Here is an 11896-nt window from a genome sequence, read left to right as displayed (position 1 = left end):
ATTTTTAGAAAAATACGTACGCAGAGTCAGTCGCGAGGCTTTTCATCTTACGCCCCTGACCATGTATGTAATTGCTCTAAATCATTGTTGTGCGAAATTAGATGCGCTTCCTATACTTGAAAACAGGGGGTTTCGTCAGTTCAACATTGCATACGGATGATAAGCGATCGCTTTGTACGCATTCTACGCCCTCCGCTCTCAGCCTAAAAAAAGTACAAAGTGGATGATGATCACAATTTATCCTTGATGCAGAATCTGTCATACGTTACACGGAGACACAGTTATGACGATTAATAAATATTTCATTTTCTCTCCTCAAGCCTCTGAGGAAACGCTTCAACCAGTATTAACTGAGAAAGAAGTTCAAAGGCAGGAAGCTCTAAGACAGGCGCAATCTCAAGGTGGTTTTGACACCAACGCGACCTCGTAACTTAATCAATACTCAGAACTTGTTTATAGAACCCCTAAAAAAGAGCTCTACTTCTCGTTGATGTAGAGCTCTTTTGTCTCTGAACCTTTCTCCTATCCCAATGCAGCTTCATTCAGGCGCCTGATCTATTAACACCTTGTTATCTATCGCGTCTTTTGTATGTTGCTTCTCAATCATCAAGCAGACTCATTTGTTGCAATGAGAAATGATTCATTAAACTTGCCCAAGCCATACCCTGTGTTGCCATTTTGTGCTAATAATTTATATTCGTTTTCATTCCTCACTCGCCCTTTTTCAATATCCACAATGCGAGCACTAACGAGCCTCACTAAAGGAACCCCGAATTTAATGGAATACTCAAAACTAGGAAGTAGTCAAATTCCCGTTTCCCGAATCTGCCTTGGTAGCATGACTTGGGGGCTGCAAAATACGCAACAACAAGCTGACCAACAAATCGAATACTCGCTAAGCCAAGGTATTAACTTTATCGATACCGCAGAGATGTACGCAGTACCGCCGTCTCCAGACACCTACGGTAAAACGGAAGCAATCATAGGTAACTGGTTAGCTCGCAATCCGCAGCGCCGCCAAGAAGTCATCATCGCCAGCAAAATTGCAGGTCCGGGATTGCCTTGGGTTCGAGATGGCGGGCCAGTCACGGGGGAAGCTGTAATTGCAGCGGTTGACGCTTCATTAGCGCGTTTACAAACGGACTATATCGACCTTTACCAATTGCATTGGCCAAATCGAACGACGCCTCACTTTGGCAAACATTTCCCGAATCATATTCGATTCAGTGATATCGACAGAAAGCAGCATGAAGCGGAGATGCTAGAGATCCTCCAAGCACTGGCGAGCTGCATCAAAGCGGGAAAAATCCGTCATGTTGGTTTGTCTGATGACACCACTTGGGGTATTAACACTTACCTTAAGCTCAGTGAGAAGCATGATTTACCGCGAATGGTCTCTATTCAGAATGAATTTAGCTTGCTGCACGCGAAAGACTGGCCTTATTTGATTGAAAACTGTGTGCATGAAGACGTTGCCTACCTACCATGGTCACCGTTAGCAGCGGGCATGCTGAGTGGCAAATACATTGATGGTGCGAGACCAGAAGGCAGCCGTTGGACGTACATGCAGCGTAAAGGTATTTTCCGCGACACTGAGTCTGCCAATGAGGCCGTAAAAGGATATTTCGAAGTTGCGAACGCTCACGGGTTTACACCGAGCCAACTAGCATTAGCGTGGTGTAATCAAGTTGATGGTGTCACCTCCACTATTATTGGCGCAACCACTATGGAACAACTGAAAGAGAACGTAGCAGCGTTCAGCAAACCGTTGTCAGAAGAGATCCTTACTGATATCAACACCGTGTTTAAGCGCTACCCTGCCCCATATTAAATAATCGGTTTAGCCTAGCCTTCTCGGTTCAGCGAAACTTAGGCAAGTAAATCACATAAGAGCGCGCTATTTAGTGCGCTTTTCTTTTTTAAGTGGGTTGCTTTTGCTTTTTAGTGGATCGCATTGAGTTATCACGCTTTTGGTTATCCAACCTTTGCTCTATAATGCGCGGGCTTATATCTAGGATAAAAACATGATTTCAAAAAACCAATTAAAACTCCTTCGTGCTTTGGGCCAAAAGAAACAACGTAAAGCCCACGGCCTGTTTCTAGTTCAAGGTGAAAAAAACGTACTTGAGCTGTTCAATAGTGACTTAGTCGTAAAGAACGTCTTTGCTACGGCTGATTTCTTATCTGAAAATCACGCGTCACTGTTTGAGTTTGATTGTGTTGAAGCTTCACTGGATGACCTAACCAAAGCGAGTACTTTGGTGAGTAACAATGCGGCGATTGCTGTTGTTGAGATTCCAACGTTTGAATTACCAAAAGCTACTGGGTTAATGATTGCACTGGATGGTGTATCTGATCCGGGCAACCTAGGTACGATTATTCGCGTAGCAGATTGGTATGGCATTAAGCATATCGTTGCGAGCAGCGATTGTGCAGATCCATACAACCCGAAAACGATCAGCGCGACCATGGGCAGCTTTGGCCGAGTACACGTAAGCCAAACAGACTTACCTGAATACTTAGAGCAAGCGAACCTGCCTGTTTACGGAGCGTTCTTAGAAGGTGAAAGTGTTCATAAGACGGAATTTACTGCCAACGGTATTTTACTGATGGGCAGTGAGTCTCACGGTATTCGTGAACACGCCGCTAAATTCGTGACAGACAAGATTACGATTCCAGCATTCGGTGGCGCAGAGTCTCTGAATGTAGCAATGGCGACAGGTATTATTCTCGACAACATGCGTCGTCAGCATAGCTAAATTTCATAAGCTAACGAGCCAGTCGACACTGCTCAGATATTAAAAAAGGCGTATTGATTAAATCAGTACGCCTTTTTATTTGAGTTCTTTTCAACAATTACTTTTCTAGCATTGCCAACTTATCAGCGACACCATTCCACTTTTCAGCTTCATCCATCGGTGCTTTGACTTCAGTTTGTACCGGCCAGATTTCGGCAAGCTCGGCATTCACTTCAATAAAGATCTTTTGATCTTCTGGCAGTTCATCTTCTTGGAAGATCGCTTGAGCATCGCATTCAGGTACACATAAACCACAATCAATGCATTCGATTGGGTTGATTACCATGAAATTCGGGCCTTCATGGAACGCATCTGCGGGGCATACCGCCACACAGTCTGTGTATTTACATTGAATACAGTTATCGCCTACGACAAATGCCATGATGCTCTGCTCTATAAGTTAGTCAAAATTGAAGAATGGAGGATAATACTCATCCCAAGGCAAAATTCAACATCATACGGCTCTAATATCGTGTCTATTTGCTCCATGTTTCCAAATTAGTATGACAGATAAATCAATTTCTCGTAAAATGCGCGCCATTGTGAGCTTATCGCTTCTTTCAACATCAGCGTTTTCATCAAACTCTGCGTTTAGAAGCGGTCTAGCTAAGACACCTATAAAGACGAGACATCGAAATGATACGTTTAACCGAAATTAAACTCCCTCTAGACCACGAAGAATCAGCCATTCAAGACGCTATTGAAGCAAAGCTTGGCATTAATTCTGATCAGGTACTTTCTTTTAATATCTTTAAACGTGGCTACGATGCTCGTAAGAAATCAAAAATCTTACTTATCTACACGCTTGATGTTCTCGTTGAAAGCGAAGCTGAGTTGTTAGAGCAATTCATTAGCGACCCGCACGTAAAAGTGACTCCTGACATGGAGTACAAATTCGTGGCTAAAGCGGTTGAGAACCAAACTGAGCGCCCTGTCGTTATCGGTTTTGGCCCTTGTGGTTTGTTCGCAGGCCTAGTGCTTGCTCAAATGGGCTTCAATCCAATCATCGTTGAGCGTGGTAAAGAAGTTCGTGAACGTACGAAAGATACCTTTGGTTTCTGGCGTAAGCGTACACTGAACACTGAATCAAACGTACAGTTTGGTGAAGGCGGCGCAGGTACATTCTCAGACGGTAAGCTTTACAGCCAAGTTAAAGATCCAAAGCACTACGGCCGTAAAGTAATCGAAGAATTCGTAGCTGCTGGCGCACCAGAAGAAATTCTATACGTAAGTAAGCCACACATCGGTACCTTTAAACTGGTTACCATGATCGAGAAGATGCGTGCTTCTATCATTGAGCTAGGTGGCGAAATCCGTTTCAGCACTCGCGTAGACGACGTTCACATGGAAGACGGTCAAATCACTGGCCTAACGCTTTCTAACGGTGAAGAGATTAAAACTCGTCACGTAGTACTGGCTGTTGGCCACAGTGCTCGTGATACGTTTGAAATGCTGCACGAACGTGGCGTTTACATGGAAGCTAAGCCTTTCTCTGTTGGTTTCCGTATCGAACACAAACAGGCGATGATCGATGAAGCTCGCTTCGGCAAGAACGCGGGCAACCCTATCCTAGGTGCTGCGGACTACAAACTCGTACACCACTGTAAGAATGGCCGCACTGTATACAGCTTCTGTATGTGCCCAGGTGGCACTGTGGTTGCAGCGACTTCTGAAGAAGGCCGCGTAGTAACCAATGGCATGAGCCAATACTCTCGTGCAGAACGTAACGCAAACAGTGCCATCGTTGTGGGTATCGACCCAGAGCGAGATTACCCAGGTGATGCACTAGCAGGTATCCGTTTACAACGTGAATTAGAAAGTGCCGCTTATGTTCTAGGTGGCGAGAACTACGACGCCCCTGCACAGAAAATCGGCGACTTCTTGAAAGATCGTGATCCAAGTGAAATCGGTGAAGTGAAACCATCATTCACGCCAGGTATCCACCTAACAGACATTTCAAAAGCGCTGCCTGATTTTGCTATCGAAGCGATTCGTGAAGCAATCCCAGCATTCGAGAAGAAGATCAAAGGTTTCTCTACGCCTGATGGCCTACTAACCGGTGTTGAGACTCGTACGTCTTCTCCTGTATGCATCAAACGTGGCAAAGACTTCCAAAGCATCAACCTTAAGGGCTTCTTCCCTGCTGGTGAAGGCGCAGGCTACGCGGGTGGTATCCTGTCTGCTGGTATCGATGGTATTAAAGCGGCGGAAGCGCTAGCACTGTCTATGGTAGAACAGAACCAAGCTGAGAAGATTGAGATCGCTTAGACTCTTTCGATAAACCAAAGCTAAATAACGGTCAGCCAAAACTAAAAATCCAGTGCCTTGTAGACACTGGATTTTTTATTGCATACGGATTATCTAGATTTACTCGGTATCGACGGGCTTTACTTACAAGTGTTTTTTGACCAGTTCACACCATCATTTGAACACTCAAACAGACTTGTCCCATTCTGGTAATAATAACCTCTAGTCCAGTTACCTTGAGAATCTTTAGACGTTATCGTCTGAGTATAATCAAAAGGTGTATTTTCAATGTGCGCATATTTATGACGAGTCCAACTATCTGAACCGTGTGCAGTGTTCTCATTGAAATCAACTGATAGATAGTTTAATACATCAAAGTCGCTTCGTGAGATATTAGATAAAGTATCACCTAAATTGACCCACTCAGGGTAAGGAGCATTTGAACCATAATGGTACTTCACCTGAGTTTGAGTAAACTGGTCTTTATAATCACCAACAACATCTGACGTTAAAGTTTGGCTAAATCCATTACCCACACTTTGAGTGGAACAGCTTTCCCAATCAGGCTGTTGAGACCAACCACTATTCTTTACACCAAAGGTGGTTAGTGAATTGGGTTGCACCTGTTGTTTAATTGTTTCCTGAACTGAACACGAGTGCTGCGTTCCATCACTGCTCAATGAAAACCAAGCTTCCTTGTCATATTCCAAACCATTTTTCTTCTGGCTATTACGCTCAATGTGCTTATTTAATTCTAGTTCTGTTTGTAGATCAGCTGACACTTCATGTTCAATAACAATCAGCTTGTCAGCGGTCATCACTGTTTTAACTTTATACCACTTATTAATTTCGTTCTTTTTAGAATAGTCCCAATGCTCCCAATAATAATCAACATAGGCTTGCTGAGCTTTGGGGTTTTCTTTTTGAATATCTTTAGTCTCTTGATACGACTTTTTAATGGCTGGCATCATTTTCTGCGCTAATTCATAAAGCTCAGTGTTTTGGGCTTTAACGAAGTCACCATACAAGTCTTTCACTGCAATGTTATATCGATTCGCAATTCGGAAATCATGTTCCTTCACATTTTGGATAATGCTATTTTGAGTGTTTACAGCTTGCTTCAAAGCGGAACAACTGTTTAAACCACCTTTATATAGGTCGGCTTGGATCTGATTCCATAAAACGGTAGTAAGTGGCGTAGTAGATTTAATTTCTTGGTCAGAACTCACTGTCATTACTGGTGGGAAGACCAATTGATAAGGTTCAGTAATCGGCGAATTAGGGCTATCCGCATCAATAGCACCAACCGGAACATTCACTACAATTGGGGCATAGTCCATACAGTCAGAGTTAGAACCAGTTAAAGACAATTGATAACTGCCTTCATCGTCCGTGATACTACTTGGCTCTCCCTCATCCAATACACCATTATAATTGATGTCTAGAAACGCGGTTGCACCGGAAATATACCCGTCAATGGCAACACCTTGTAAGGTTTTTGTTTGAGGAGCGGGAGCACTTGTACTGCTGCTACCACCGCCTCCTCCCCCGCCACAAGCAGCAAGACCACCAGCTATAAGTGCGATAGAAATAAGCTTAAGTTTCATTCGATGAGATCCTAATAAAATACATTAATAAGTAGGGTTGCCATTGGGGGGATGACCGAGAATGACTGTGATAGTCATGACCAGCCATAATAACGATTGGTATTCAAAAGAAACATGAAAGAGTGCTAGCCGATTCGTGCATGTTTTCATTTTGAACAGAAACTAAAAAATGGGTAAATGGAGTAAAAACGGACTAACTACTTCTCGCTCGAAGTTATCCAAAGCTTATAAAAATCACTATAACCGGTTTGGTTAACCTCTACGCCATGAACCTCAACACTATTAAAAACCTTCTCTTTACCGTAAAATAACGGACAAAGTAACTTCTGTTGATAAAGAAAATCTTCAATCTTTTTCAAGTCGCTCATTAGGTTCTCGCCACTCACAGCGGCTCTAACTCTCTCGCAATGCGCCTTCATCTCAGAACTGTTGAAAATGAATCTAAGCCCAGATGAAGCAAGTAGCCAATCGTAAAGGCCATAATCGGCTGGCTGTTCGATAACTTCTTCAATGAATAACAAGTCTGCCGACTCACTCATGGAGCTAGGGTCACTGATGTTGGGAAGCTCAACAACTTCAATAATAACACCTGTCTTTACAATAGTTTGTTGTAGCCAACCAGCCATCTCTTGAAGTAAAGGAATCGTCATTCTAGGTCGTGTTAACACAACAGTACCCGTCAAATTAGGAATTGGATTACTGGACGCTAATTCGCTAAGCGAGAAGGACAAGTCATCTGCCACCATATCAGCATCGAACTCTTTACTACTGGACTTAATAAACGATACCAGCCTTTCGAGTTCTTCAGGGGTTATGCCTGATTTTTCTCTACGATTAACCGCAAGATACGAAAGTGCATTGATGGTGGTTTCTTCAGCGACACCAGATTGATTAAAACTCAGAGTGTGGTCATTTAAACCTTCTATGTCGGTCAGCGTTATTTGTTCTAACAAGGCATTTTGAGCAAAGTAACCTCGGTGACGTTTAAGAACCAAGCGCTCTTCGCTCCAATCATCCAATGAGAAAGGTCCTGTTCCGATATAGGCACTGCGGCCACTCGAAAAATAAGTACGCTTGCGACGATAAATAGACGCGTGTGGACTAGTCAAAGCATGGAGAAACATTGGGTTTGCGTATGTCAGCTCAATAGTCAGTTGTTTATCACCCACCACTTGAACATCACTGACCTGATCAAATAAAGACTGTACCGGACCTTCAATATTTTTTAGCTGCAACAAACATTGAGCAACATCTTTGGCCGTTAAAGTTTCACCGTCATGGAATAACACATTTGGTCTCAACCAAAAATGCAGAAAGCGCCCTTCCATCTTCCAATGGTGCGCGAGGCTCGCTTGGGGATTTCCATCATGATCTTGGACGAGTAGCGTATTGTAGAGGCTTCTTAAGATGTGATGTTCAGCAGTTCGGTATGTTTTTGCTGGCTCAAGGTTATCAACCCACGGATATTGAGTGATCAGTAAATGGTCATGTTGTTGATTGAACAGACTATGTTTTTCAGTCGCTAGCGTCAGTGCCTTTATTGCCGCATCACCATAGCTTTCTAGAAGACGGGGAATAACATTAAAGCGGCCTTGCTCTAACTGAAGCGCTAACACTTGTTCTAATGCTTCGGGAAAGCTGACCAAAATTCTAAATTGGCTAAGCTTCCCTCTTCCTTTAGACGGAATCCAACAAATCCAGCGATATTCCGATAAGCATTTAAGAATGATCGAAGTGTTTCTGCGAGAAGTCGATAGCGAGTGTTCGAGATCATCGATCGTTAGATGATACTCTTCACCTATTTCATACTTTGCAATAAGTTGTTGAAGTCTACGTAAGTTAGCGTCGTTCATTGAATTCCAGACTAGAGCTGTATCTCAAATGTCATTAATATCAGTATGAATTTATAAATTCAACTTTACACTGAAATCTCTATAACAAGCTTTGGCTTAAAATATCAATAAATTAGATAGAAAAGCCTTTAATCACTCCGTTTTACTAGGGCTCCACTTCCCTTCATGAATCGCTGAATTGACGTCTCTTCTTGGTAGCCAACCCATGGTTTCAAGTTCTGGTTTATCTTTGAAGTGATCAACGTAGCCGATACATAAATACGCGACGATATCAATGTTCTCGGGGATACCTAGTGCCTCGCGTAACGTTGAATCATGAAGAATGCTCACCCAACCTAACCCAAGGTTTTCGGCTCTTGCCGCGAGCCACAAGTTTTGAACCGCACACACGGTGCTGTACAGATCCATCTCTTGTTTGATGGTTCTGCCTAAAACTACTTTCCCGGTTCGGTTTCGGTCGCAAGTCACGCAGACACCGATCGGTGATTCGACGATGCCTTCCAACTTTAGACGCTTATACATTGCCTGCTTTTCATCGGTGAACATTTCCGCGGATTCCGCATGAGCCTGATTAAAACCGGCTTTGATTTGTTGCTTGGTTTCGATATCACGGACAACGACAAAATCCCAAGGCTGCATAAAGCCAACACTGGGAGCATGGTGAGCTGCGGTTAACACACGCATCAACACATCTTCAGGGATCTCTTCTGGAAGAAACTGTCCACGAACATCTCGGCGAGAGAAAATCGTTTTATATACTGCATCGCGTTCATTCGGCGTAATTTCCATACATCCCTGTCTTATCGTCGTCTTATTGAGCCAGTATTATCCAACTAAAGTGTCTATGTTACTAGCGGTACACAAGCAACATGGTAGAATGCCGCCATTAATCTTATCCTTGTATAAGATTGTTGAACCTTTCCATCGCTATTTAGCCAAATCATACCGAGAAACTTATGCCATTTTCCAAGCTTGGATTAAGCTCACCTATTGTTAAAGCCGTTGCAAAACAAGGCTATGAAAAGCCAACCTCTATTCAAGAAAAAGCAATTCCGATTGTGCTTTCTGGTAAGAACCTAATTGCTGCTGCACAAACAGGTACAGGTAAAACTGCGAGCTTTGTTCTCCCTATCTTAGAAATGCTAAGTAAAGGTGAAACACAACGTAAAAAACGTATTCGCGCTGTTATTCTGACACCAACTCGTGAGCTTGCGATTCAGGTTGAACAGAACATTACTAAATACGCGAAGTTCCTAAACCTAACATCACTAGCGATGTACGGTGGCGTGTCTTACCAACACCAGAAAGACCGCTTGATCGAAGGTGTCGATATTCTTGTGGCAACTCCAGGTCGTTTAATCGATATGTACGGACAACGTGCCGTTCACTTTGATGAAGTTGAAGTACTGGTTCTTGATGAAGCTGACCGCATGTTAGACATGGGTTTCATTGAAGACATCAACAAGATTATCGCGCGTTTGCCACAAAACATTCAAAACCTGTTGTTCTCAGCAACGCTATCAACGCCAGTTCGTGCGCTAGCGAAAAGCGCAATCAGTGAAGCGGAAGAGATTTCAATTGCCAAAACTGACGCTTCTAAAGCGAACATTGAGCAATGGTTAGTGACCGTAGATAAAGACCGTAAGTCTGCACTTTTAAGCCACATGATCACTGACGGTGAGTGGGACCAAGCGCTTATCTTTATCGAGACTAAGCACGGCGCGGCTAAGCTAGTTGCCCAACTTGAAAAGCGTGGTATCGAAGCGGAAGCTTTCCACAGTGGACGTAGCCAAGCGATTCGTGAAAAGATTCTGGCTGATTTTAAGAAAGGTCGTCTAAAATATCTAGTTGCAACGGGTGTTGCTGCTCGTGGTATCGATATCGATAATCTAAGCCGCGTAGTGAACTACGACATCCCATTCCCAGCGGACGACTATGTTCACCGTATTGGTCGTACAGGCCGTGCTGATGCGTCTGGTGAAGCGATCTCTTTCCTATCGAAAGATAACTTCAAGAACCTGTGCATCATTGAAAAACGTCTTGGTCACTTGATTGAGCGTCGCGTCGTTGAAGGTTTCGAACCACGCAAAGAAGTGCCAATCTCTGTATTGAACTTCGTGCCTAAAAAGAAAAGAGACCTACAGCAACCTGAGTAATTTCTGGTTTAGACAATGCGAAAGTCGCATTAGCCAAAATGAAAATAAAACGAAGCCCTATGTGGCTTCGTTTTGTTCTTTGAAATACATATAAAGTTGAGGCAATAAGATGATCACTCCTATCGCAACGAGATTAACTAGAGGCCAAGATCTAAAGCTTGAGCTCCAAAAACTAGTGACCACACAGAACATCTCGGCAGGTTCTATCGCGTCGTGCGTCGGTTGTGTTTCTCAACTCAATATTCGTTTAGCTAATGCGAACAACACCAAGCTAATCAAAGCTCCATTCGAAATCGTATCTGTGATGGCAACGCTAACCCCGAACCACCAGCATATTCATATATCCGTTGCTGATGAAAATGGTGACGTGATTGGCGGTCATCTGTTGGAGGGAACGATTATCGCCACCACCGCTGAATTGATTGTTCACCGCTACGATACCTTGACCTTCAACAGAGAGCATGATGATTCGACGGGTTACACTGAGCTCACTATCAGCAGCAACATACAATAGATTGACCCATAGCAACACCAGCGCCCCATATAAAGCGATACCACCCAATAGTAATTAGGAAACACGATGGCTCCAAACTCCGCAGACTCCGTTATCGTTCTCGATTTCGAAACCACAGGCTTATCACCAAACATGGGTGACCGAGCGATTGAAATCGGTGCGGTTAAATTAGTTAACGGCGAAGTCGTCGACACCTTCCAGCAGCTAATGAATCCAGGGTTTCGTGTTAGCGGGTTCATTGAAAGCTATACCGGGATCAGTAATCGTATGTTAAGCACTGCGGCCAGTTGCAGTGAAGTAATGGATGAGTTTGCAGACTTTATCCAAGGCAGCCAACTTGTTGCTCACAATGCATCGTTTGATAAGCGCTTTCTTGATGCGGAATTAGACTTTATTGGCAGAGACTACACAGGCAAGTTCGCTTGCTCAATGTTGATTGCTCGCCGTCTCATCCAAGACGCACCGACTCATAAGCTAGGCGACCTTGTGCGTTTTAAAAATATCGACAACGACGGTACTTTCCACAGAGCGTTAGCCGATTCAGAAATGACAGCACGGTTATGGTTATTGATGATTGATGAGCTTCAAAAGAACCACGGCATTCAACAGCCGAGTTTTCAACTGATGCAGAAAATATCTAAGACCGCTAAAGGTTCAATTCCAAAACTTCTGATGAGCAACAGAAGTTAAATGTCTAAACTCTCTCCCCTTCAGGGGTGAT

General features: G+C 43.6%; 11 protein-coding genes. 7 read left to right on the top strand and 4 right to left on the bottom strand.

Annotated features, from left to right (window positions below):
* Window positions 1–283: 283 nt before the first annotated feature.
* The 3 genes from ACED60_RS10565 to ACED60_RS10555 all read left to right on the top strand — a co-directional run bounded on the left by ACED60_RS10565 (window position 284) and on the right by ACED60_RS10555 (window position 2759).
* Window positions 284–430, top strand: a complete 147-nt coding sequence (locus tag ACED60_RS10565) for a hypothetical protein (RefSeq protein WP_009844784.1) — start codon at window positions 284–286, stop codon at window positions 428–430.
* A 348-nt stretch (window positions 431–778) separates the two neighbouring features.
* On the top strand, window positions 779–1831 hold the full coding sequence (locus tag ACED60_RS10560) for an aldo/keto reductase (RefSeq protein ID WP_371727476.1): 1053 nt from the start codon (window positions 779–781) through the stop codon (window positions 1829–1831).
* A gap of 193 nt (window positions 1832–2024) precedes the next feature.
* Window positions 2025–2759 (top strand): RNA methyltransferase, encoded by a 735-nt coding sequence (locus tag ACED60_RS10555; protein ID WP_009844781.1) that lies wholly within the window; start codon window positions 2025–2027, stop codon window positions 2757–2759.
* A gap of 97 nt (window positions 2760–2856) precedes the next feature.
* On the opposite strand, the gene fdxA is transcribed toward ACED60_RS10555, so the two are convergent.
* Entirely contained in the window at window positions 2857–3180 is a 324-nt protein-coding gene (gene fdxA, locus ACED60_RS10550; RefSeq protein ID WP_050650887.1) for a ferredoxin FdxA, read from the bottom strand.
* A gap of 254 nt (window positions 3181–3434) precedes the next feature.
* Between fdxA and ACED60_RS10545 the strand changes: the two genes are divergently transcribed.
* Window positions 3435–5066 carry an NAD(P)/FAD-dependent oxidoreductase gene (locus tag ACED60_RS10545; protein ID WP_371727474.1) on the top strand — a complete coding sequence of 544 codons (1632 nt, stop codon included), beginning with the start codon at window positions 3435–3437 and terminating at the stop codon, window positions 5064–5066.
* 119 nt (window positions 5067–5185) lie between these two features.
* Here ACED60_RS10545 and ACED60_RS10540 read toward each other — a convergent pair whose 3' ends face one another.
* The 3 genes from ACED60_RS10540 to bluB all read right to left on the bottom strand — a co-directional run bounded on the left by ACED60_RS10540 (window position 5186) and on the right by bluB (window position 9294).
* A complete protein-coding gene (locus tag ACED60_RS10540; RefSeq protein ID WP_017099784.1) occupies window positions 5186–6652 on the bottom strand; it encodes a hypothetical protein in 1467 nt (488 codons plus the stop codon).
* Between the two features lie 197 nt (window positions 6653–6849).
* The gene (locus ACED60_RS10535; protein WP_371727473.1) at window positions 6850–8505 is read right to left on the bottom strand and encodes an ABC transporter substrate-binding protein; all 1656 of its coding nucleotides are present in this window, start codon (window positions 8503–8505) and stop codon (window positions 6850–6852) included.
* A 132-nt stretch (window positions 8506–8637) separates the two neighbouring features.
* Window positions 8638–9294 carry a 5,6-dimethylbenzimidazole synthase gene (gene bluB, locus ACED60_RS10530; protein WP_371727472.1) on the bottom strand — a complete coding sequence of 219 codons (657 nt, stop codon included), beginning with the start codon at window positions 9292–9294 and terminating at the stop codon, window positions 8638–8640.
* A 167-nt stretch (window positions 9295–9461) separates the two neighbouring features.
* Between bluB and ACED60_RS10525 the strand changes: the two genes are divergently transcribed.
* The 3 genes from ACED60_RS10525 (at window position 9462) to ACED60_RS10515 (ending at window position 11865) form a co-directional block, all read left to right on the top strand.
* Window positions 9462–10661, top strand: coding sequence for a DEAD/DEAH box helicase (locus ACED60_RS10525; protein WP_009844775.1), 1200 nt, complete (start codon window positions 9462–9464; stop codon window positions 10659–10661).
* 109 nt (window positions 10662–10770) lie between these two features.
* On the top strand, window positions 10771–11175 hold the full coding sequence (locus ACED60_RS10520) for a PPC domain-containing DNA-binding protein (RefSeq protein WP_371727471.1): 405 nt from the start codon (window positions 10771–10773) through the stop codon (window positions 11173–11175).
* A gap of 66 nt (window positions 11176–11241) precedes the next feature.
* The gene (locus ACED60_RS10515; RefSeq protein ID WP_371710770.1) at window positions 11242–11865 is read left to right on the top strand and encodes a PolC-type DNA polymerase III; all 624 of its coding nucleotides are present in this window, start codon (window positions 11242–11244) and stop codon (window positions 11863–11865) included.
* Window positions 11866–11896 lie beyond the last annotated feature (31 nt).

Origin of the sequence: Vibrio sp. 1F279, from assembly GCF_041439815.1 — a bacterium.
Classification (GTDB): Bacteria; Pseudomonadota; Gammaproteobacteria; order Enterobacterales; family Vibrionaceae; genus Vibrio; species Vibrio tasmaniensis_A.
The sequence above is the reverse complement of the archived record's forward strand: the minus strand, read 5'-3'. Positions and strand labels throughout refer to the sequence as shown.